The organism is Paraburkholderia dipogonis (assembly GCF_042680985.1).
Classification (GTDB): domain Bacteria; phylum Pseudomonadota; class Gammaproteobacteria; order Burkholderiales; family Burkholderiaceae; genus Paraburkholderia; species Paraburkholderia phytofirmans.
This window is the reverse complement of record NZ_JBHUFR010000033.1, coordinates 84,816-105,099: the sequence shown is the minus strand read 5'-3', so window position 1 is coordinate 105,099 and position 20,284 is coordinate 84,816. Positions and strand designations below refer to the sequence as shown.

General features: G+C 60.6%; 23 protein-coding genes. 3 read left to right on the top strand and 20 right to left on the bottom strand.

Going from position 1 to position 20,284, the window contains the following annotated elements; genetic code table 11:
• Positions 1-26: 26 nt before the first annotated feature.
• The 17 genes from ACFSNN_RS35145 to ACFSNN_RS35065 all read right to left on the bottom strand — a co-directional run bounded on the left by ACFSNN_RS35145 (position 27) and on the right by ACFSNN_RS35065 (position 12,970).
• A complete protein-coding gene (locus ACFSNN_RS35145; protein WP_134465700.1) occupies positions 27-539 on the bottom strand; it encodes a hypothetical protein in 513 nt (170 codons plus the stop codon).
• Complete coding sequence (locus ACFSNN_RS35140; RefSeq protein ID WP_134465699.1) at positions 536-826, bottom strand: hypothetical protein; 291 nt, start codon at positions 824-826, stop codon at positions 536-538. Before ACFSNN_RS35140 ends, ACFSNN_RS35145 begins: the two co-directional genes overlap by 4 nt.
• Positions 823-1,050: a DUF3717 domain-containing protein gene (locus ACFSNN_RS35135; RefSeq protein ID WP_134465698.1), complete on the bottom strand. Its 228-nt coding sequence runs from the start codon at positions 1,048-1,050 to the stop codon at positions 823-825. The genes ACFSNN_RS35140 and ACFSNN_RS35135 overlap by 4 nt, the downstream gene beginning before the upstream one ends.
• Entirely contained in the window at positions 1,047-1,310 is a 264-nt protein-coding gene (locus ACFSNN_RS35130) for a hypothetical protein (protein WP_134465697.1), read from the bottom strand. Before ACFSNN_RS35130 ends, ACFSNN_RS35135 begins: the two co-directional genes overlap by 4 nt.
• On the bottom strand, positions 1,307-2,344 hold the full coding sequence (gene virB11, locus ACFSNN_RS35125; RefSeq protein WP_134465696.1) for a P-type DNA transfer ATPase VirB11: 1,038 nt from the start codon (positions 2,342-2,344) through the stop codon (positions 1,307-1,309). Before virB11 ends, ACFSNN_RS35130 begins: the two co-directional genes overlap by 4 nt.
• 48 nt (positions 2,345-2,392) lie before the next feature.
• On the bottom strand, positions 2,393-3,055 hold the full coding sequence (locus tag ACFSNN_RS35120; RefSeq protein ID WP_134465695.1) for a hypothetical protein: 663 nt from the start codon (positions 3,053-3,055) through the stop codon (positions 2,393-2,395).
• Between the two features lie 11 nt (positions 3,056-3,066).
• On the bottom strand, positions 3,067-4,323 hold the full coding sequence (locus ACFSNN_RS35115) for a TrbI/VirB10 family protein (protein ID WP_377765030.1): 1,257 nt from the start codon (positions 4,321-4,323) through the stop codon (positions 3,067-3,069).
• A 126-nt stretch (positions 4,324-4,449) separates the two neighbouring features.
• Complete coding sequence (locus tag ACFSNN_RS35110) at positions 4,450-5,340, bottom strand: TrbG/VirB9 family P-type conjugative transfer protein (protein ID WP_377689214.1); 891 nt, start codon at positions 5,338-5,340, stop codon at positions 4,450-4,452.
• Positions 5,341-5,357: 17 nt separating this feature from the next.
• The gene (locus tag ACFSNN_RS35105) at positions 5,358-6,314 is read right to left on the bottom strand and encodes a VirB8 family type IV secretion system protein (RefSeq protein WP_377689209.1); all 957 of its coding nucleotides are present in this window, start codon (positions 6,312-6,314) and stop codon (positions 5,358-5,360) included.
• Positions 6,315-6,509: 195 nt separating this feature from the next.
• A complete protein-coding gene (locus tag ACFSNN_RS35100) occupies positions 6,510-7,382 on the bottom strand; it encodes a TrbL/VirB6 family protein (RefSeq protein WP_134465796.1) in 873 nt (290 codons plus the stop codon).
• Positions 7,383-7,451: 69 nt separating this feature from the next.
• Positions 7,452-7,697, bottom strand: coding sequence for a hypothetical protein (locus ACFSNN_RS35095; RefSeq protein ID WP_134465691.1), 246 nt, complete (start codon positions 7,695-7,697; stop codon positions 7,452-7,454).
• The gene (locus tag ACFSNN_RS35090; protein ID WP_134465690.1) at positions 7,687-8,460 is read right to left on the bottom strand and encodes a TrbJ/VirB5 family protein; all 774 of its coding nucleotides are present in this window, start codon (positions 8,458-8,460) and stop codon (positions 7,687-7,689) included. Before ACFSNN_RS35090 ends, ACFSNN_RS35095 begins: the two co-directional genes overlap by 11 nt.
• Before the next feature lie 25 nt (positions 8,461-8,485).
• Entirely contained in the window at positions 8,486-11,056 is a 2,571-nt protein-coding gene (locus ACFSNN_RS35085; protein WP_134465689.1) for a VirB4 family type IV secretion system protein, read from the bottom strand.
• Positions 11,056-11,493, bottom strand: a complete 438-nt coding sequence (locus tag ACFSNN_RS35080; protein WP_093645429.1) for a VirB3 family type IV secretion system protein — start codon at positions 11,491-11,493, stop codon at positions 11,056-11,058. The genes ACFSNN_RS35085 and ACFSNN_RS35080 overlap by 1 nt, the downstream gene beginning before the upstream one ends.
• A gap of 7 nt (positions 11,494-11,500) precedes the next feature.
• The gene (locus ACFSNN_RS35075; RefSeq protein WP_377689210.1) at positions 11,501-11,797 is read right to left on the bottom strand and encodes a hypothetical protein; all 297 of its coding nucleotides are present in this window, start codon (positions 11,795-11,797) and stop codon (positions 11,501-11,503) included.
• A 119-nt stretch (positions 11,798-11,916) separates the two neighbouring features.
• Positions 11,917-12,576 carry a lytic transglycosylase domain-containing protein gene (locus tag ACFSNN_RS35070; protein WP_134465687.1) on the bottom strand — a complete coding sequence of 220 codons (660 nt, stop codon included), beginning with the start codon at positions 12,574-12,576 and terminating at the stop codon, positions 11,917-11,919.
• 145 nt (positions 12,577-12,721) lie between these two features.
• A complete protein-coding gene (locus ACFSNN_RS35065) occupies positions 12,722-12,970 on the bottom strand; it encodes a DNA-binding protein (RefSeq protein ID WP_134465686.1) in 249 nt (82 codons plus the stop codon).
• A gap of 48 nt (positions 12,971-13,018) precedes the next feature.
• On the opposite strand from ACFSNN_RS35065, the gene ACFSNN_RS35060 reads away from it, so the two are divergent.
• Positions 13,019-13,459, top strand: coding sequence for a helix-turn-helix domain-containing protein (locus tag ACFSNN_RS35060; protein ID WP_244323145.1), 441 nt, complete (start codon positions 13,019-13,021; stop codon positions 13,457-13,459).
• Between the two features lie 166 nt (positions 13,460-13,625).
• Here the strand turns inward: ACFSNN_RS35060 and ACFSNN_RS35055 are convergent, their stop codons facing one another.
• From ACFSNN_RS35055 to ACFSNN_RS35045, 3 genes are all read right to left on the bottom strand, one after another.
• Positions 13,626-14,648 carry a helix-turn-helix transcriptional regulator gene (locus ACFSNN_RS35055; RefSeq protein ID WP_134465685.1) on the bottom strand — a complete coding sequence of 341 codons (1,023 nt, stop codon included), beginning with the start codon at positions 14,646-14,648 and terminating at the stop codon, positions 13,626-13,628.
• Positions 14,649-14,660: 12 nt separating this feature from the next.
• Positions 14,661-16,628, bottom strand: coding sequence for a diguanylate cyclase domain-containing protein (locus tag ACFSNN_RS35050; RefSeq protein WP_134465684.1), 1,968 nt, complete (start codon positions 16,626-16,628; stop codon positions 14,661-14,663).
• 1,175 nt (positions 16,629-17,803) lie between these two features.
• On the bottom strand, positions 17,804-18,088 hold the full coding sequence (locus ACFSNN_RS35045) for a hypothetical protein (protein ID WP_134465683.1): 285 nt from the start codon (positions 18,086-18,088) through the stop codon (positions 17,804-17,806).
• Positions 18,089-18,175: 87 nt separating this feature from the next.
• Between ACFSNN_RS35045 and imuA the strand changes: the two genes are divergently transcribed.
• Together imuA and ACFSNN_RS35035 are read left to right on the top strand one after the other, a co-directional pair.
• Positions 18,176-18,883, top strand: coding sequence for a translesion DNA synthesis-associated protein ImuA (gene imuA / locus ACFSNN_RS35040; RefSeq protein ID WP_134465682.1), 708 nt, complete (start codon positions 18,176-18,178; stop codon positions 18,881-18,883).
• A complete protein-coding gene (locus tag ACFSNN_RS35035; protein ID WP_208949630.1) occupies positions 18,813-20,282 on the top strand; it encodes a Y-family DNA polymerase in 1,470 nt (489 codons plus the stop codon). The genes imuA and ACFSNN_RS35035 overlap by 71 nt, the downstream gene beginning before the upstream one ends.
• Positions 20,283-20,284: the final 2 nt, after the last annotated feature.

Below are 20,284 nucleotides of genomic sequence, written 5' to 3'. Positions count from 1 at the left end.
TCGCTATCGACCTGGATTCGGCCGCGTCAAATCCGACGATCGGCTTCGCGGGGAACCCGCCGGCCTGATCGGCGGCCGCGACCAGCACGTGCAGGCCTGCGGCCGTCTCGTCGTCGCAGTTTTCGAGCACGCGCTGCGCGCAGGATCGGCATGCGGGCACGCAGGCGCTCAGCGCTCGCATAGGCATGGCGGGCAAAATTGAGCGGTTTGTCAGCAAGGAGCCGGTCCAGCACCGCGCGATCGACCTCTGCGAAGGTGAACGTCAGCGGCGGCTGGCCGGTCTCGCCCACCGTCTCGCCGTTCTGCCAGGTTGTTTCCGGCGTCATGCGCCCGGCGATCTCGAACAGCCGCAGCCCGATTTCCAGCACCGTGCGTCGACGGACCGAAAAGTAAGCGGCGACACGGCAGCCCGGTTTGCCGTTCGCCTTGACGTCGCGCACCGCAAACGTCACGCGATCAGGGTGATCCGGCGCATAGCCGTTGCCGCCCTCGATGCAGATCCACTTCTCGCCGATAGGGAATTTCAGATGCGTTGTCATGCGGCCATCTCCTGTTGTTGCAGATGCGCGCTCAGGTCGCGATGCAGGCGCATCGCGTCGCGAACGTTACTGAAGGGTCCGTGGAACTGGTTGCTGCTGGCCGCCGTACAGCGATCGATCGGCTCCCACAGCAGGTAGCGCCACTCGTCGTAGACTGAGTACCGCGCGATCATCCAGCCCGACGGGTGGACCAGCGCAAAGTCGCCGGACGGTCGCCATTTGCACTGGCTGTCATCGTTCGCGTCCGCGGCATCGGCGATCGCGGGAACCGGAAGATCTGCCTTCATTGCGGGAACTCTCCGGATGGATCGGCGCACAGGATCCGCAGGGCGTCGCGCTGCGCGTCGTCCAACCCGGCGTCGGGAACACCCTCGCGACCGTGCACGATCATGGCGCCGTAGAGCCGCGCCAGCGCGCGGGCCTCAGTGCTGCCAGCAAACGCTTCGTCTGACGGCGAACGCATGCGCCATTCCCCGATCGCCGCCTCGATATCGCTGATCGCGAAGTTCATAAACGGTCCTCCCTGCGAACGAGCCAGTGCGCAGTGAAGCCCCGCGCCCACGACACCGCGTAGACAAGGCACAGCGCGAGCACGCCGTATTGATGCGCACGCCACGCCATGTCGAACCAGAAAGGCTGTGCGGCCAGCCCGAAGATGCAGGCCCAGCGCCGCCAGTGCACACGCCGGTCCTGCGACAGGAAAACGGCGAGCGCACCGCACAGGCTGATTACGATCTGTTCGATCAACTGCGCCGTGGCATCGGCGCTCATGAGACACACCCCAACAGTTGCGCCTTGCCGATCGGGTCGTACCAGATCTCGGTCAGCCGCTTGTTGCGCATAAACAGAACCAGATCAACCGTTACGCGCACCTGTTCCATGATGAATTGCCAGTCGAGCGTCTGGCCGACCGTGCTCTGCTTGATCAGCGTCGCGATGCGCGACGGTGCCGAACGCGCATCGTTGCAATGCACAGTTGTGATACCGCCGGGCGTGCCCGTGTTCAGCAGCGTCATGTAGTCCCACGTCTCGTCGCCGCGCAACTCGGCGAGGAACACGCGGTCGAACTTCATGCGCAGCGTGGAGCGCACCAGTTCCTTCGCCGGCAGCGTGTCGCTGAAAAACAGGTGTACGCGGTTGGGGTGGTTCGGCAGCGACAGCTCCGGCGTGTCCTCGATCGTGCCGATCCGTTCATCGGACGGTACGAGGTCCGAGAGCGCCTTGTTCAGCGTGGTCTTGCCCGAGCCGGTGCCGCCGGCGAGCACAATGTTCAGCCGGTTGGCGACAGCGAGTTCGAGCATGCGCGTGACATTGCGCTGACCTTTCGCCTCGAGCATCTCAAGCTCGAACGGCCGCAGATCAAGTGATACCGACATGTCGCGACGTGGCGACACGTCCCGATAGCCCTCGAACCAGCCGTTGCGCTCATACTCGGCAACCGAGAAACGGACGTCAGACGGGATGCGGATCGTGATGGAGATCGTGTCCTGCTCGCAGGCCGGTTGCATCAGCACGTGCCCGCGCTGGCCCTCGGGCAGGACCACCGGATGAATCGGCTCTTTTGTGGAAAACTTGCCGCCCTTCATCACCGTCAAGGCGTTCGCGAGCTTGAAGCACGCATCGAGCGAGCAGGCCGGCGCATCGTGTCGTCGCCATCCAGCACTCCCCTGCGTCCAGATCTCACCGGGACGGTTGATCGCAACCTCGGTAAGACTCCCGTCGAAGAAGTTCGAGATGCCCATCTGCTTGAGGAAACTGCGGGCGATCGTGCCCTTCTCGATCACATCGATTACGATTGCAGTCATTCGCACTCCTTTTTGGTTTGGGTCACATCGGTACGTCACGGCGCGCGATCAACGAGGCGTAGTGCCCGAATCCTGCGGCTCGATCTGCACTGACACGCGATATGGGCGGTGATCGTCCGGCACGCTGCTGGCAAGCTCGCGGAGCGTTTGCGCCGGCGACGTGGAAACCACGGTTGCGCTCAGGGGCGCGGCCGGCCTGGTCAATTTCCAGCCCGCACCGCCGATTGCCACAGTTGCGCATAGCCCAGTTACAAGCCAGATGCGCGATGTGAATGGCGCCTGGCGATCGTGAATCGGTGGTGTCTCGATGGGTTGACGGTTAGTTGCGTGCACTTCCGTTGCGTGAGCGGCCGCGTGATTGACCTGCTCATCGAGCGACGGCAAGGCGTTGTCGCTCCATTCCGAGATCGTCAGCCCGATACGCGCCCCGACACTACGCAGCAGGTTGCGTCGCAGCGGCGCTGACATGTCGTCGATCCGGCACCCATCGAGCGCCATGCAATCCTCGAACGCGTGCTCGTCGGCGATCTGACGCAGCGGCAAGGCATCGGGAACCATGTGCGCACGCCGTGCATCGACCCGCTCGGCCAGTTGCCGGACCGTGTTGCCGTAGAAACAGAAGCGCAGTGCGCTCCGTAGTTTCGTTTCGAACATGTCGCGATCGAGGCCGTGCAGGGGGAAATCGTCCGGGTAGGTGACTTTCAGGTTCATGGATCCGTTCCTCATTGCTGTCCGCTCTGGCCAACCGGCTCGCCCTGCGCGTCGACGTTCTCGTACACGCCGCTCAGGTCAATGTCGCGCGCCACAAAGATATTGATGACCGAGCCCTGGTTCGAATACGCCGTCGGCGGGATGTTGATGGTGCTACGCAGCGTTTCCGCGGCCACGTCCTGTGTGGCGTTCGAACTGTTGGAGAACGTGATCTGCTGGCCAGACCCGGTTGCCTTGTTCGCGAGCGCCTGGCCGAAGTCGCCAATCAGGCTGACCATCAGCGCGCCCTTGAACCGCAGCCAGAAGTGCTCGTCAACATAGGCTGGAATGCCTGCGGCGCCCAGCGGATCGGTAGCCGGCGAGTTCAGTGGAATGCGTACGTCGCCGTCGTCAATCTCGTCCCAGATCGCGCCGATCACGCCCTGCCCCTGGATCACCGCATCGCGCTGCTCGCCCTTCGCCATCGCACCCTTGCGAACGAGCAGCGTCGTGCCATCGTCGGACCACACGTCCTGCGCGATCGGGCACCCGATCAGGCCCGGCCGGTCAGTACGGATCGCCGTCGACTGACCACAGCGGATCATCGTGTTGCGACTGAGCAGGTAGTGCCGGTTCGGCCGGAACGAGGCCTGCATCGGCTGCAGCTTCGATGGCTGCAACGACTGGTCGATCGCGGAGCCCTTGCCGTCGCCCGCGTCCGCCTTGCTGGTTGAGCTGGGCGCACCGCCTGCACTGCCGCCGCGCAGCGCTGACATGCCCATCGACTTCGCCAGACCTGCCAGACCACCGGCATCGTGGCCGACCGCTCCAGTGCTGCCACTGTCACTGTCGCCAGTGGCTTCATTTGATGCCACCGGACCGTCTTTCCTCTGGCCGGAATCGTTGTTGCCCTCATTGTCCCTGCCCGCGACGAGCACGCTGCCCTGCAGGCGGCGCTCGGCCGGCGTAAGCGGCCGCGGCTGGTTGCTCACGGTCACCGCCTGTCCATTCCTTGTACCACCCGTCTGCGATGCCGCGCCGGCCGGCGTCGCGAGCTGGGAATTCGCTGCAGCGGCGGCCGCAGCCTCCGACGCTGCACGGGCCTGGTCTTCCGCGCGTTTGATACGTTCCTTCTGCGTCTCCAGATCCGCACCGGCGTCACTCGCGCCGCTGTCTTTCGGTTTTGTCAACGCCGCCTGTTTCGCGTCCTGATGCTGCTGGAACAGGCGCTGCAGATAGATCGTCACGCCCGATGCACCCAGCGCAATCACGGCGATCGCGACCAGCACCAGTCGCAGCTTGCCCACGCGCGTTTTCCGACGGCCCGGCAGGTCGAGCGAAGGCTGCGGGCCGACGTCGGTCGATGCCGCATGCTCCATTTCGTTTCGTTCAGTCATACCCTGTTCGCTCCCTGATCAGTTCGTCGATGCATCGGTATGGTCACGCGCGATGCGCGCGCTGCCCGGTACCGACGAGCCCGCACGGTTGTAATGACCATCAGGCGAATAGCCGTCGTTGCGGATACCCAGCACCGACTGACCGTAGCGGATGACAAACGACTTCGACACTTCGTGCACGACGACCGTATCGCCCTCCACATGGAAGTTCGCCGTCGCCTCGCCACCGTCGGGAAGCTTCGTGAAGATCGTCGGCAGGTCACGCGCGGTTGAGTACTTGAAGTACGTAAATCGTCCGTCGTCCCACAGCGCGGTCGGCGCGAGTGCACAATCGCCGCGCATCATGTACTGGATATTGGCCGCGGGAACTGACACCACAGACGTGGATTTCGGAGCGCCCACGCTGCTCACGATCGATGCTGGAACCGCTGGCCCATTGCCCTGCTGACCGCCCAGCGCGGCGCTCACCGCGTCCTGCCGGCGCAACTGCGCGTTCGCCGCTCTGGCGCGCGTGTCCGGATAGTCGAAACGCAGTATCCATGTCGCCGGCTGTGCGGCCGACACGTCGACAAGCGAGAGCGGATAGGTGCGCCGGTTGGTGACCAGCAGAAGATTGGTTTCCGGCTGCGGCGCACCCGGTTTGAGCATCGCGCCACTGTCGTTGATGGCCACGTGCCAGGCCTTGCCGTCTCCAATGCCCTCGCCGCTGTTGATGATGTGTTCGCCTGGCTCGAACTGGATCATCACCGCACGCCCCGGCATGGTCGCCACACGATAGGCCTGGTCCGGATCGTAGGTCGCGCACTGGATGTGCGGGTCTGAACCGCAGCTGCGCGGCGTTTCGAGCGCTCTCGCGTGGGTCGGCGCCAACGCGAAGCTTAGTGCCACGGCCGCTGCGCCTGCTGACATCCGGATCGTTCGTCCTTTCATGCTCCACCTCCGGCTGCCGCAGAGCCCGACGCCGACCCCGACGTAGCCCCGGCATCGGCGGGCGCCCGGGTCCAGTCGCGCGTGACCTCGTAGCTCGTGCAGCGAAAACCGTCCGCGTTGAGATCCTGCTGATCCTGCTTTTCCGGAACGTTCACACGTTCGAATGCGATCGTCGCAATCCAGTACGTCGGATCCGGCCGTTTCGCTGCGGGATTCAGCGGAACCAGCTGACGCGAGAAAAATACCTGCGCGGCGGGCGCGAAAGTGATCGAGCCGACGTGTGCGATGATCCGCGCCTGATCCTTCAGCAGCTTGAGCGGGCCCGCCGGGCCGCGCACCAGCCCGTCATAGGCTTCCTTCTCGTGGTCGTCGCTCATGAACATCACCGCGGCGTGCGTATCTGAAATCGTCTCCCAGTCATAGCTCTCGCGTAGCTCAACGTAACGGTGCAGATCCGCGCGATCGGTCTTCTCCGAAAACGTAACGTGTCCGTTGGCTGTTGTCGGCAGCACGTCGACCTTACCGGTCGACGAGTCCACTCGCAGCACGGCGGGTGGGTTCGGCCGCTTTAGGAGTCCTAAAGCCCCCATGCCAGAAACAGCGGCGAGAGCGACAACTCCCGAGAGCACCGAGCGCCGGTCCGCGATACGGGCCTTCTCTTCGGCTGCTTCGACCTTCGACTTCTCGAAGGCCTGTGCCTGTCTCAGGTACCAGCTGATCGCGTCGCGCTCACCCGACTCAACATCGCTCACCGGCGCGTCTGCTCCCGCGATCGACTCTGCCGGGCTTCCCTTACGTTTGCGCGCGGGCGTTGCCGACGCAAACCATTGCCTGATAGTCGATGCCATCCTGTTCCTCACTTCGGTTCCGTAGGAGCCGACTGCTGCGCCAACGGTTGATTGACGGGCATCCACTGACCAGTCGGCTCGGGTGGCTTTGGCGCCGAGCTGCACGCCTGCAGTGCGAAGGCCATCACCAAAATTGCGACGGGAGATTTCATGGTCTCCGATTCTCCTCTCGGTTGAGCGAATAGCGCGTACTCAGTGGTATCTAGTAAAACAGCTTGATCGATACCATCGCACCGATCGTTGCCACCACCGCCGCGACAAGCCACCAACGTGCGATCGTCTTGAATAACCTGATCATTTTTATGCCTCACTCAAGCTACCGCCGGTCTTCGGCGATCCGCCACCGCCCATTTTTCCAAGCGAACCGGCAAATCTCGCGACGCTACCCAGCTTGCCCACCATCGTCGAGATACCGACACCGCCCGCGAGAGACGAAGCCAAACCCGGCAGGTTAAGCGATATAACCCAGAAGGCCAGCCCCATGATGTCCAGGTCAATGACCTGCGCGAGAGAGGGGGATCCGTTCAGCGGTACCACGCCCATCGCGAAATTGACTTCGAGTGCACATGCAGCCGCGAAGAGCGCGACCAGCAGGGTGTAGTTCATGCATTGACCGACCCAGTTCCAGAAGAACTGTCGCGATGGTGGGAAGAGCGCCGCAGAGATGAACAACGGACCGAGTGCGAGCAAAAGCCCAAGCGCGAACTTCGCCAGAATGATGTATGCAATGGCTATCGCCATGAACGGGCCACCGAAAATGATCATCAGGGCGATGGTCCAGATGGCCGCAATAACCTTCAGACCGGACGCCTGCGCATAGATCGCCTGGGCTGCATGGATGTATGCATTGAGCAGGTTGTCGAGGCCGGACACCGGGTTGCTACCATTGGTCAGCGCGCCGGCCAGCTGCTCGCCAAGACCATTAAAGAACGGAACGACGTACTCGCTGTAGAACTGGATGTTCATCCCGCAGGTCAGGATGACCGCCCAAGTCGCCATGCGCATCAGGAAATCGTTGATCGGCTCGTCGTTGCGCCCCTGCCAGTATGTCCAGAGGATCAACAGGACATAGATGCTGAAGCAGGTAGCCATCAATGGCGAGATCAGCGAAATGGTGCGGGTCGAACCGGTCGAGATCGTGTTCAACACGTTCTGATCGAACGATTTGGTCATTGAGGTGAAAAGCTGGATGTCTGCCACGGATATCCCCTGCTTCGGTCAGCGGTTGATGGACGAGCCGGATTACTTGAGCCCGGCCGCGCTGGCTTCGGCATCGTCGCTTGCAGCGTTGATGCCCTTCGCCTTACGCTCATCGGCAAGCTTCTCAGGCGTCGTGCCGAGAAACGCCGCGTCGAACTTCAGATCCTGTTGCTGCCGTTGCTCTTCCTGCAGGTTGTGCTGGTGACGATCCCATGCGAGGTAGCCGAGGTAGCCGGCGATCGCGACCAGCAAAGCGATGATTGAGCCGAGAAGTGTCTTATTGATCATTGGTTTTCCCCAGGAATGCGTTGTCGAATTCACGGTCGCGCTGCTGTTCGGCAAGCTGCAGCTCTGTTTTCTGCAGCTCCGCGGTGAGCTGCAAGCGCGTCTGATCGTTCGTGACCATCGTCTCTTCGGCCGCCATGCGGTTCTGCAGATCCGCCTTCTGCGCGGGATCCTGCGTCAGATTCGACTGCTGCATGAGCGACTGGATGTTGTTAAAGCGCGCCATGATCGCGCTATACGCCTGCTCGTTCATCGCCTTGTTGGCTGCGAGCGTGTCGTAATAGCGCTGCTGACCTGGCGTGCTCGCGCCGGTCATGCTTTCCTGCTGCTCGATCGAACGCATCGACGAACTGATACCAGAGAGACCGCCGTTCTTCGCCTGGTCATAAATGTTTTGCCACTGTTCCGGAAGGTAGTTGCGCAGCGATGCATCGTTCATGATGTTGCCGAAACTGCTGTTGCCAGTCAGCGCCTGATACTGGGCCTCCTGATTCTGGACCTGCTGCATCAGCTGCTCGACCTGCACCATCTGCTGCGCGAGCTCCGCGGGCGAAATGGTCGGCACACCCTGCGCGTGAGCCTGCGAAACCGCACAGGCGCACAGCAGCGTGACCAGCGTGCGACGAGGCCAAAGTGTAATTCCCGGCAGATAGGCAAAGGCGCTCATGCCGGCGCGCGTTGATCGTGCCCGCAGTGCCTCGCGAACGTTCCAGATCGCTGGGTCAACCCGCCGGCGCACGGCCGGATAGACATCGGTGCTGTTCATCGTTCCCTCCTTGGGTTGCAGCACATCAGGCAAAAACTTCGTCGTCAACCGGCTGATTAACCGGTGGATAAATCTGCGCAAGCTCGGTACGTTTGTGCTCGAGGCCACGCTGCAGTTCGGCGGACCACAAACGCTCATCGGCGCCGTGCTTCGCCGCGAGCCGCGTGCGCAGCTTGCGTTCGAACACGCGGTACAGATGGACGGGCAGCCAGACGTCCGGATCGTCGCCAAACTCGGCGCGCACCGCGTCGCAGATCAGCGCGTTCTCGCGATCGCCAGAAAACACCGCAATCGCGTCCTCAAGCCCGGTCAGGTCAAAGCTGGCGAAGGCCGACTGGTTGCCCTGCTTGATCAGGAATCGCCGCGACTGTGGCGTGAGTTTTTTGAATTCCTTGAACTCCTTGCGGGTCATGCCGTCGCGCAGATAGGCCTCTTCTTCGGCCGCCGGATCGGCCAGCCAGATCTTCGTGGCGACCAGACTGCGCAGCGCGGGAAACAGGTCTGCCGCACGCTGCGCCTGTTCCGGCTGTTGCGTGATCAGTCCCATGAATTCCCCTTCCTTACGCCCGCTCGCCAGCGTTTCTTCGATCTGCTCGCGGATCGTGCGAAAGCGCAGCGGCAGCCAGTACTCTTCGATCACCGTCAGCATCAGGGTGCCCTCCCGACGCATCAGTTTTTTGAGATGGAACAGGTAGGCAAATGCAGGCTCCGACGGCTCGTAGTTCTCGACAAGAAACGCCTCAACGTCGAAACCGATCCAGCGTTGCTCGCTCATGTTCAGGGAGAGATTGGGCGGGTTATCGAATACCCACCAGAACCGACCGTTTTCCGACTTGCACCAGATCGACAGACGTGCGCGCAGGCCGTCGTCGCCTTCGTCCGGAATGCTGTCCAGTAGCAGGCTGAAGCGACGCAGCCGAACGTCATCGACGCCCATTACTGCGTCGACGGCGTTGCGGCAATGAGTCTTCTCGCCGGCCGTCAGATCAATCCTGATTGGCTTACCCTGATGGTCGACACCGTTCTTCCGGCCGCACAGTTCGACGAGTCCGTACAGGAATTCGCGATTGTCTGGTGTGTCGGCGAGCTCGAACGGCGCCCATCCGGTCGGCTTGCCTTTCTCCAGATAGACATAGGCGCCACCCATCGCACGAATGAACACTTCCCAGCCCCGTCCCTTGTCCAGCACGTACAGCATCGGATCGAAACGGGACAGCATGCCCGTCGCCGCCACGACGACCGTAGACTTGCCGCTGCCCGTCGTGCCTTTCGCTTCAAAATGTCCGGCGACCTTCTCCGAAACATTGATGTCCCCCAGCCGGCTCGCATGCGAGCTGTAGTTGTACACGCCCGAATCCGAGCGAAACGGGATGACGGCCGACCCGTCACCGATCGGGTTACCTTCCGCCTTGCCTGACGAGTAGTCATGGCACGTGTACATCGCCGCAAAATTGCGCGAGGACTGCACTTTCGGTCGCGGTTTAACTCGCGCACCCGGGACTTGTGAGAAGTACGTGAACGGAGCAGACCCCGTCGCGGGCGACCATTCAACTCCACACTCGTTGCGCGAACGGGACGCAAACCTGTCGGCATTCTCCAGCGCCTCTTTCGCTGTTTCGCCGTAGATAACCGCCGCGCCGTGATACTCGCCGAACGACAGTTCACCTGTGTTCACGTAGCCCTGTGCGTCGCGCAATTCCTTGACCTGATGCTTCGCCTTGTCACCGGCTGACTCCAGCTTGTTGATTGCCGAATCAATGGTCCGGTTTGACTCGAAGCCCGTCATGCAGTTGAACGTATGCGTAATCGTGAATTCCATGTTCAACGTAATCACCGGGTCGAGCTGGCCCCAGCCCGGCTTCTCCGGGCAACTACGAAGGTCGAGGCAGGTTGCAACGCGCCGGTACGCCGGCACGTCGTTTCCCGCGATCTCAAGCGTGTTGTAACCAAAATGCAGATGGCTCGACGGAATGACATCGGTGCCGGGTTCCGCTGCGACCGGCAGATCACCGGTCTTCCCATTGATGAGATAGCTGACGAGCCCGTACAAGGGCGAGAACATCATCTTCGTGCCGTTCATGTGCTTGCGTTGGTACACTTCAAGCAACTCGGCTTCATACTCGGCGAACTGCAGCAGTGCCTGTTGGGCGAGAGACCCGATTTCTTTCAGGCCGTCATCGAACTCCTCGTATTTCAGAATCAGCGACAGGTAGTAGCGGTTCTCGAAGAACTTTTCGTCTCCGAAACGTCGCCCAATGTACTCGCGTACGAACCACTGCAGGAAGCGTTGTTTGAACCGGTACACGCGATCGAAACTCACGCGCTGGCGCACGAACGTTGCGTGATAGCCAAGGCGGCCACCCAGGTCGCGACCCAGCTTGCTGTACGCTTCCGTATCACGATCGAACATGCGCTCCATCGCGACGTTCTCGTGCACCTCGAATGGCACGCCGCGCATGGCCAGCGTCACCATGAACCGGTTGCCCTCAAGGTGCTGTACGTGTTTTGTGACCGGATGCCCGTACTTCGGAATCCAGTCTTCCACGGCGCCGATCGCGCCGAGGATTTCGCTGGTGACGGCGGGTCTGCTTTGCATCAGGCCTCCGGATCGAGTTCACGCAGCCGGCGCTCACCCCTGGACAACGGTTTGAGGAAATCGCGGTAGACGCGGCGTTGCCGTCCGTATCTCAGCGGCGCGAGCGTAGCGGTATTGCCGAAGCGCGGGGCGGCTCGCCCGGCATTTAGCCGCGCGCGGACCCGCAACTGCCAGAAGTAGAAGCGGCAGCGCAGTTCGAGCCACATGATCCGCAGGCCCTGGTCATCGGTTTCGCAGATGTGCTTGAAATACAGCAGCACCGGAAAGCCCAGAAAGACAAACAGCAGACCGCCTGGTCCGACGAAGAACGAAATCAGCACGCCGACAAACATCGACGCGACGACGACAACCAGCATCGCCATATAAGGAACGCCCCAGATGGCCGCCGTGCGGCCAAGGCCGTTGAATCCGGGATAGCGGGTTTTTTCATCCGACATGGCGTGCTCAGCTGAACATGTTCCACAGATACGGTGCGAGCACGCCGACCACCGAGCCCACCGCCGCCACCTTGCCGCACATCGTCACAAACTCACTCCAGTGCGCGCGATCGGCCCAGCACTCCGCCCCTTTCCACATCAGCACGCAGGCCGCGACGACGCCGAGGAACGAATAGAGCCAGATCTTGAAAGTGGTCGCGCCCTGCGTCGCCGAATCGAGTCCACCACCCGCGAATGCAAGTTCCGGACCGATTGCGATGCCGAGGGCCATCGTCTGGCGCATATGGGTTGTGATCCGCCGCATCGATATGCGATATGAATAACCTTTCAGTGGTACTAATTTTATGATCGCGAGCTTCGTATTGCGATTCATGTCTTCTCCTTTCACGTGGTTGAGATCAGGCCGCGTCGTCGCGGCTCAGGTCAGTTGCAGTCGTTGTCGCAAGCGGAATCGCCGAATGCGTCCCATGACGGGTGCTGTGCATCCTGTCGTTCTTTGGGGCCGCCGCGGTGCGTGGGGAAGGTTTTGGCGTCGGCCGCTGCAGCGTGCGTTGGCCTTCCAGGCTGACTGTCCATTACAACGGGAATCGCAGGAACGACATTGGTTGAACCTGCCGCCGTCTGAGCGTTGGCAACAACGCGTTGTACGTAGCTTGTACCGCCGGCTTCGGCTGCCTCGCCGCGCGTGAAATTGCCGCTGTAGTAGCAGCTGATAGCAGCACGTAAAGCCGGTGCGCCCTGCCCCATTGCTGCGACCGCCCGCTGATAGCAGTCGTGCAGGATAGCGCTGCCCGCGCGCAGGTTTTCACACGGGTCGAAGGCGGTTTCGTAGGTCAGTCCGTAGCGGGCGAGATTGGTCTTGTTGACCTGTCCAAGCCCCATGCTGAAATTGATGCCTTGCGCTTCGAGCGCATTCGCCGTCGCCACGGCTTCAGCACGGTCATGGGGCTGGCGAACAAGGTGGCCACCAACGACGCCGATCGCGTACGGATTGAAGCCGGACTCAGTCCTCACGACCGCCTGAAGTGTCGTAGGGTGGACGTTCGGTGCGCATTGCTGGGCTAATGAGATGAAATCAAGCATGACTTCCCCTCTCGCCCACGTTGTGTCGCCGGCTGTGCCCGAACGATATAATGTCTTTAGCCATTGTCGACCTCTCAGGTTCCAACACTGGTCAGGTCGGCGCCGATGCTCGCTACATCGACACTGACCGCTCCTACTTCCTCACCTACCTTTCCCTGGCCGGCAGTACCTCGCAAAGACCTGGCTCGTGCTCCTCCTCACGATTTACAACGCCGTCTTTCAGTCCCAGCAAGACCGCCGCGTTGTGCGCGTGGCCCCGCTTGCCCTTCAGTCTTCCCTGCAACACGCCGCTCACGATGTTGCGAGGGATTCCGTGTCTCATGGCCCAGCTCGAAACGGAGACACCACACCGCTCGAACTCTGCGCGTACCTCTTCCAATGTTTTCAGGGGCATAAGTAGGGACCGTATACTCTGTTCGAGAAAGGACACTTCGTCACCAGTATGGGGCATTTTATCCCCATCTGCAACACAATTACCCAATTTATGCCTTATTCCTTCGGAGCACGTTTGATAGAAGAGCGAGACCGTCTCGGCCTGACACAGGGAGACATCTGCGAATCGACAGGCATCAACAGGAAAACGCAATTTGCATACGAAAGGGATCATCGCTATCCCGATGCCGGCTACCTGATGACGCTGCTCAAACAGGGTTTTGATGTTTCATACATGCTAAGTGGCGAACGCCCTCCTCGTTATGGCACCGTCCATGAGGATCTGCTCTGCAATGTGCTAGTTGCTGTCGATACGGGACTGTCTCGCGCCGGCCGCTCGCTTGATGCTGCGAGGAAGGCCAAACTTGTCGCGCTCCTGTATCAAACATCCTCCGAGACCGGTCAGGTCGATCCGATCGTCGTGCAAAAAGCGATCGACCTTCTTTCCTGACTATTCCATTACGCAATGAACCGGGCCATTGCACTGTAACGGTACCGATACTATGGCGCAGCGGCAATGGCGAATTCAAGCCACCGAATTAGTATGCGCTAGCAGGATGATTTGGCATCCTGATTATGTTGTCGTGTAGGTGCTGCCGCGGATCACGGCAACAGATTCAGTCAAGCAGGCCGTGGGCGGCCGCCTTTTCGACGGCATCTGTAATTCTCGTTGCGCCCGTTTTTCTGGTGATCCGCTGGTAGATCGTTTTATAGACAGTATGCTTCGACATTCCCAGCTGATCGGCGACATGGGATGCGCTTGCGCCATCGCGCAGCATCCGCAGGATCTGCGTCTCCTGTTCGCTGAGTTCATACTTTGCCTGCGCATCCTGACGTACCTGTGACACGCGCCAGTCCAGGAGTTCCGACGACATGGCGCGGAATAGCACCCGATTGTCCCACAGCACCCTCTCGCCAGCGGGCGCCCGCATTGAATTGCTCACGTGCAGTAGCCCGACGAGACCATGGCCATGTATATGCGCCGGCGCAACGATCCCGTTCGCAAAACCGTGCATGCGTGCCTCGGTCACCAGCCAGTGATCGACGCGATGCACGTTCACGTGCGACGTAAGCGCGGGTGCAACATTTGCCCGAGCGTACATGACATAGGGATCGTTCATGTACCACAGCCTTGCGATGTACTGTTGCGTCCAGCCAGGCCGGCAACCCACGAGGTAACGTGTCTCGATGGGATCGCCCGTGGCCGGATTTGCCCCGGTAAAACGGATCCATTGGTAAGTGAACTGCGTCCCGCCCAGACCCGCAACGATCGTGCGTACCTTGGACAGCAGGGCGCCTTCCGTAGCGCACATTGAGAGCTCGCCAATCAATCTGACAGGGTCGCCGGTTTCGACCTGCCTCGGGCGATCACCCGCCGTCGCTGCGACGCACTTCTGCCGGATACGGTCGTAGCTCCCCTGCAGACGGGTTTCATATGGATCAGCCGTCGCAAAGTCCGACAGATCGTCGATGCTGTCTATCGCGACAATCTGGCTGAATGACGCACCATCGCTCCGGATTAACCTGCGCGTCAGGATGGAGTCCTGCGACAGGCTCAACTCCACACACTCGTTGAAAATGTGATGTTCATCTTCATGCAGTGGCGCGGGTGTAGCCGCCTCGATCACTTTCTCCTGCATCGACGCATACCTCTACATCGATGAACTCGTTGCGGAAAAGGCATCGGTAACGAAACGACCTTGTACCTCGGCTTCGGGGAATTGCGTGAGCCACGTGAACTGCTCCTTGCTGTCCACACCATGAACGAGGACGCTCAATTCCATCTCATTACAGATGCCGACTATGCCTTTAACGAGTGCCCGGGAAACCGGCTCAGAAGGTATGTGCCCCACAAGCTCTTCGTCGATGCAAAGGCCGTCAACTGGCAGCTTCGCCGGATTCGGAAATACCGAGTCGGCCGTAAGCGCAGCAAGAATCTGCACGCCAGTGGAACGGATCGTCTCTAGCTTGTCGAGAACATGTGCTGCGGTCTGATCAAGTCGGTTCTGGACGATCAGTCGCAGGGCCGACGGCTCCATCGCGTGCTCACGCAAACATTCCGATACGCAGCCAGCAAGGTCACCGTCAACGAGCTGCGCGTACGGCACGCTCAGGGTAACGTGCTGAACAACCTGCCCAGCGGCACGCCACTCCTGCAGCTGCCGGCACGCCTCGGTCAACTGGAACTCGCCAAGTTGGACGCCGAAGCCCGACGACTCGACCATTGAGAAAAGTTCACGTCCTTCCAGGGGAGCGGCCCCGTCCCGCTTCCACTGCACCGATGCAAGAAGCCCGCGCGCCGTTCCGTCGACGGTGTAACAGTCACGGTAATCCAGCGCGAATTCCTTCCTGAGAAACCCATACTGCAGCGCCTGATAGAACTCCAGTCCGCGCTCAGCGCGTTCGGACAGTTCGGGCGTATATACGTGACACGCGCTGATATCCTTGCCCTTTCCAATTGCTTTGGCTGCATACATCGCGAGGTCGGCACGCGTCAGAAGATCGAATGCGTTGTCCCCATGCCGCACATGCTCAACCACTCCAATGCTTGCCCGCATCCGATAGCTATTCGCGCGCAGCACATAGGCGAGATCAAAGTCTTCTACGACGCGGTTTGCCAGTTCCTGCGCGGTGAAACGGGCAAAGTCACCGCTAACGACGATCACGAATTCGTCGCCGCTTATCCGCATGACCTCCTGCTCTTCACCGGCGACGCGCTGCAGGCGTTTCGCCACCCGCTTGAGAAGTTGATCCCCGTCCCTGTGCCCCAGGGAGTCATTGATTCGCTTGAAATTGTCGAGATCGATAAAGAGAAGCGCGAGACGATCAACGCTTTTCGGAATCGCCATCAGATGATCGAGGCGATTCATCAGGTAGTTCCGGTTCCGCAAGCCGGTCAACGTATCGGTATTCGCCAACTCGGTCAGGCGATCGCGAGCCCGTCGTTCTTCTGTGATGTCGATGCCAGAACAGATCAGAAACGTTTCGTCAGGACGGTCTCCCGTCCTGGCGAACTTGTTGCGGAACTGGAACAGTCGCGGACCCCGGATCGTTTTTACCGTCCGTTCCACCTCGTACGCCTCGCCGCGCATGAAGAACCTTTCGATGTTCTGACGGGACTCACTTCCATCCTCGCCTGACATGAACAGGTCCCACGCATTTTTCCCGATTACGTCGGCTTCCCTGAGGCCGGAAAGTTCTTCGGCGAACCGGTTGAACCTTTGAATAGTGCCGTCGCGATTCAGGATCACAACCAGTGAATTGACTTCCGACAGGACCGTCTCTGCAAATGACAGTCCGCGCGCCAGATCACCCGCCACAGCTTCAGCATTAATGCTCGGAGAGGCCGTTCCGGCCCACCTGGTTCCATCGACTTTTCGTCCGACTAGGTGAAGGCGAAACTTCTTTTCAAACAGCAGCGCGTCGACAGTCACGCTCGAGGTGACACCCGCAAGTGCGCGGATCTGCGTGGCCTGCTCGGATGAAAGCTTCACAGCTGCGGCGACCGGCCCGGTAATCGGGCTCAGTTCGAGCGCATTGCTATCGTGAGACAACTGCCAGCGCGGACTCAGCGTTTCAAACGTCGCCCGGAACAGGTCTATCGCTTCGTGTTCGTACATGTCCATCCGAAAGACCATAAATCGTCTAACGAATCGAATGGGACGTTTTTTACAAAACGTTACATGCCAGGCAATCGTTTCTATGCGGCGCGCATTATGGGCACAAGATTATGCGTGCTTCACCGCCGTTGCGGGTATGGATCTCCGAACGAACGGACGCATAAAGCCTCCCGAAGCTTTCCTACGGAAAGGACCGCTTCTGAACGCATCGCGGACAGCTACCGGCGGATGGCCACCGGTGAAATGAGTGCGCGCAAGCTAAACGACCGCCTCCATACTTCCCCCTTACGCGTGAGATATCCCGAGACATGGCGAATGGCCAGGTTTTTCCGCGCAGCGCTGCATGAGGTCCGCGACGCCGTTGACTGATTTCGGGCCGAGCACAATAACAATCAAGACCGCCGTCTGTGATTATCCCGACTTGAACTCTGACACGCGCTTACAGATCCCCTGCTTTCGTTCGGCATCCTTATTACATGCGAGATGATCGACGACACCGATATTGCCTGCGACCCAATCATCTTCTCGAGGTCGGAGCCCCGGTCGACCAAAAGGTGTTTGCTTAGCGGAAACGAACAATACTGCTTTCCTTCAACTGGCAGACAAAAGTGGCCGGCAGATCAGACGCTGAATTAGCGAGGATGCCGGCATTTCCTATTCGGCGTGGACGCTGCTTTGCGATGCGGCTGGGCTTGGGCGTGGGCGAATATCGCGGATGCGCAACCACATCTGTCGCGAAAGAAAATGGAAGACCGGCTTGGCACCTCAGAGTTGGGTTCCTTCCCAGACGGACTTTTTTCTTTATCGAACTACCTCGACCAGCGCTCCCCCGTCGTTTACGCGGAGCACATTGCCTTCGGGCGTCATTATTCGGGGAAGGTCTGCCGCGCGCGGCACCGCAACCTTCTTAAGGCCATTCCCCGCGTGCTTGTTCGCTAAGGATTTCACTACCGGGTCTGCGCCCCGGCGCGGTGTAGCGTTGGATGTGTGACGTGAGAGAACCGCAACCTTGCCTAGTTTCGGCTTGCCGTTTCCGGACGGCTGCATCCGCGCCTCAGGCGGGTTCCAGATTTCAACGTAGTGTTCGCCTGCGACTCCGGTCGATGCAACTGCAAGCAGCATTATACCCGCGCTCAAAAATCGAAACATGTTCTCTCCGTATGTTCTGGCGCCGTTCACGCCCGGCACGATTTCGCGGTGCCCACACATGAACCGTCGCAGCCAGCACAGTAATGACGGTTACGCACCGCCCCGTCAACACGCCAGACGTTGGTTTGCGTCGGCGTAGGGGTGCCAACAATACGGCCATTTTCGCACGCGTAAAACGTCGGTTCCCCCGCCTTGCTGCGGCGGATGACTTCATCGATTTCCTGCTCGCCGAACACCGCTTTCATGTCTGCAACAAACGCCGCAATTTGCGGCATCGGATGGCTGACCGGCTTGCGAAAGCGTGTATCCATCTAGCCTCCTCCCGAAAAAGTGTCCATTCATCGCGACGAATTTCCGTGTAGGATACTGTACATCCATACAGGTATTTGCGCAATTCAATGACTGTCCCGTCCCCCAATCCGGAAGCAATTCACCCGTCCCTGTGGCGGGCGGCGCAGCTTGCGCGCGGTCGTGGCAGGACGGTCGATACCGGCTACGCGGCGCTTTCAGCAGAGCTGCCCGGCGGCGGATGGCCGATCGGCGCGCTCATCGACCTGCTGGTCCAGCAGGCTGGCGTGGGAGAGATGCGGTTGCTTCGCCCTGCGCTCAGCACACTGGGCAAACGGCCAGTTGCGATGGTTCAGCCGCCGCATGTTCCGAACGGCCTCGGTCTCGAGTACATCGGTCTTTCTCCGGAACAGCTGCTGCAGATTCGCGCCGCAAAGACGGCCGACGCATTGTGGTCCGCCGAGCAGATTCTGCGTGCCGGAAGTTGCGGCGCGTTGCTGTTCTGGACGCAGTACGTCCAGACGGCCTCACTGCGGCGGCTACATCTGGCCGCGCAGTCTTCGGAGACGCTTTTTTTCATGGTTCGTCCCCTGGCGGCCGCGCAGGATGCGTCCCCTGCCGTTTTACGACTGGCGCTCAGGCCAGAACGCGACGGTCTGACCGTCGATATTGCGAAGCGACGAGGTCCAGCACGCGCGGAACCTCTGTCCATCCCACTTCAACCAACCCCTGTCCTGTTTTCGCACCATGCGCGTATTTCTCGCCGTCCACTTGCCCCGGTTGCAACTCGAGGTCTTCCGACCAAAGTGGCTGCCTGAGCCCGCACATGGCTGCGTGGTCCTGGACAGGGACAAGGTGCTCATCGCAGACGGGGTAGCCAGGTCTGCGGGCGTGCGGGTTGGCATGAAACGCGGCGGTGTGCTGACGCTCGCGCCGGAGGTGGAAATGTACGAACGCGATCCGCGCCGTGAATATGGAGCGCAGCGGGAAGTGGCGATCGCGCTCATGAGATTCTCGCCAGATGTCGCCATGCTCGACGAGGCTGTCGTGGTGGTCGACATCGGTGCGAGCCTGCGTCTGTTCGGCGGTCTGCTTGCGGTGTGCCGTCAGGCAAAAGCGATACTCGACGCTATCGGACTGACCGCACGGATAAGCGCTGCACCGACTGGTCAAGGTGCATGGTTGCTCGCGAAGCACCGGAACCGACGCGTACTCAAGGTCGACTCGCTTGAACGGCAACTGTCCGCATTGCCGTTGCTGTCGGTGCCGGAAGTTCGACCGTTTGCTGACTGGTTCATGGGACTGGGTTGCGAAACGATCGCCGATGTACGGCGGCTGCCGCGCGCTGGACTGCAGCGGCGTTGCGGCGAACATCTCCTTGATTCTCTGGACCGGGCTTTTGGCACGGCGCCTGAACTTTTTGACTGGCTGGAACTGCCCCCGACATTCTCCGCCCGCATTGAAATGCCCGACCGCATCGAGCATGCGGAAGCAGCGCTCTTTGGCGCGCATCGTCTCGTCGTCCAGCTATGTGGCTGGCTGTGCGCAAAACAGCTGGCCCTCACAGGCGCGACCCTCCTGCTGGAGCACGAGCGCGGACGGCAGGCAATTGAGCCGACCGCGATCGAGATTGCGCTCGGCGAGCCAACGTGGCGAGAGGAACATCTTGTTCGGCTCATCAGGGAGCGCCTTGGGCGGATCGAGCTGACTGCACCGGTCATTGCACTGCGGCTCGATGCGTCCAACGTGCAACCTGCAGTGCCTGCATCGGACACGCTATTTCCGGAACCCGGCGGCACAGCCGAGGACCACACCCGTCTTGTCGAATTGCTGGTTGCTCGACTCGGCGAAGAAAACGTACTCCGGCCTGCGCCAACCGCGGATTACCGACCTGAGGTTGCCAATCGATGGGTGCCTGTCGCAAGTGCGTCGAAAAGCACAGTGCTGCCTGAAGGACTGCCGCGACCCACATGGCTTCTGGCAAAGCCGGTGCGTCTGCTCATGCGCAAACACCGGCCGTTTTACGGCTCGCCACTGCGCATGGTGTCGCCAGGCGAACGCATCGAGGCCGGGTGGTTTGATGGCGAACTGGTGACGCGCGATTATTTCGTCGCCCAGGGTGAAGATCAGAGCTGCTTCTGGATATACCGCGAGCGAGTCAGCAGTCGCGACGCGGAAGAAGACCAGCGGTGGTTCCTGCATGGCCTGTTCGGATGACA

Bases quoted from the DNA above. Each gene is read 5' to 3' on its own strand.
- ACFSNN_RS35145 (WP_134465700.1), bottom strand. From the start codon at position 539: ATGACAACGCATCTGAAATTCCCTATCGGCGAGAAGTGGATCTGCATC.
- ACFSNN_RS35140 (WP_134465699.1), bottom strand. From the start codon at position 826: ATGAAGGCAGATCTTCCGGTTCCCGCGATCGCCGATGCCGCGGACGCG.
- ACFSNN_RS35135 (WP_134465698.1), bottom strand. From the start codon at position 1,050: ATGAACTTCGCGATCAGCGATATCGAGGCGGCGATCGGGGAATGGCGC.
- ACFSNN_RS35130 (WP_134465697.1), bottom strand. From the start codon at position 1,310: ATGAGCGCCGATGCCACGGCGCAGTTGATCGAACAGATCGTAATCAGC.
- virB11 (WP_134465696.1), bottom strand. From the start codon at position 2,344: ATGACTGCAATCGTAATCGATGTGATCGAGAAGGGCACGATCGCCCGC.
- ACFSNN_RS35120 (WP_134465695.1), bottom strand. From the start codon at position 3,055: ATGAACCTGAAAGTCACCTACCCGGACGATTTCCCCCTGCACGGCCTC.
- ACFSNN_RS35110 (WP_377689214.1), bottom strand. From the start codon at position 5,340: ATGTCAGCAGGCGCAGCGGCCGTGGCACTAAGCTTCGCGTTGGCGCCG.
- ACFSNN_RS35100 (WP_134465796.1), bottom strand. From the start codon at position 7,382: ATGACCAAATCGTTCGATCAGAACGTGTTGAACACGATCTCGACCGGT.
- ACFSNN_RS35095 (WP_134465691.1), bottom strand. From the start codon at position 7,697: ATGATCAATAAGACACTTCTCGGCTCAATCATCGCTTTGCTGGTCGCG.
- ACFSNN_RS35090 (WP_134465690.1), bottom strand. From the start codon at position 8,460: ATGAACAGCACCGATGTCTATCCGGCCGTGCGCCGGCGGGTTGACCCA.
- ACFSNN_RS35085 (WP_134465689.1), bottom strand. From the start codon at position 11,056: ATGCAAAGCAGACCCGCCGTCACCAGCGAAATCCTCGGCGCGATCGGC.
- ACFSNN_RS35080 (WP_093645429.1), bottom strand. From the start codon at position 11,493: ATGTCGGATGAAAAAACCCGCTATCCCGGATTCAACGGCCTTGGCCGC.
- ACFSNN_RS35075 (WP_377689210.1), bottom strand. From the start codon at position 11,797: ATGCGGCGGATCACAACCCATATGCGCCAGACGATGGCCCTCGGCATC.
- ACFSNN_RS35070 (WP_134465687.1), bottom strand. From the start codon at position 12,576: ATGCTTGATTTCATCTCATTAGCCCAGCAATGCGCACCGAACGTCCAC.
- ACFSNN_RS35065 (WP_134465686.1), bottom strand. From the start codon at position 12,970: ATGCCCCTGAAAACATTGGAAGAGGTACGCGCAGAGTTCGAGCGGTGT.
- ACFSNN_RS35060 (WP_244323145.1), top strand. From the start codon at position 13,019: ATGGGGCATTTTATCCCCATCTGCAACACAATTACCCAATTTATGCCT.
- ACFSNN_RS35055 (WP_134465685.1), bottom strand. From the start codon at position 14,648: ATGCAGGAGAAAGTGATCGAGGCGGCTACACCCGCGCCACTGCATGAA.
- ACFSNN_RS35050 (WP_134465684.1), bottom strand. From the start codon at position 16,628: ATGTACGAACACGAAGCGATAGACCTGTTCCGGGCGACGTTTGAAACG.
- ACFSNN_RS35045 (WP_134465683.1), bottom strand. From the start codon at position 18,088: ATGGATACACGCTTTCGCAAGCCGGTCAGCCATCCGATGCCGCAAATT.
- imuA (WP_134465682.1), top strand. From the start codon at position 18,176: ATGACTGTCCCGTCCCCCAATCCGGAAGCAATTCACCCGTCCCTGTGG.
- ACFSNN_RS35035 (WP_208949630.1), top strand. From the start codon at position 18,813: ATGCGCGTATTTCTCGCCGTCCACTTGCCCCGGTTGCAACTCGAGGTC.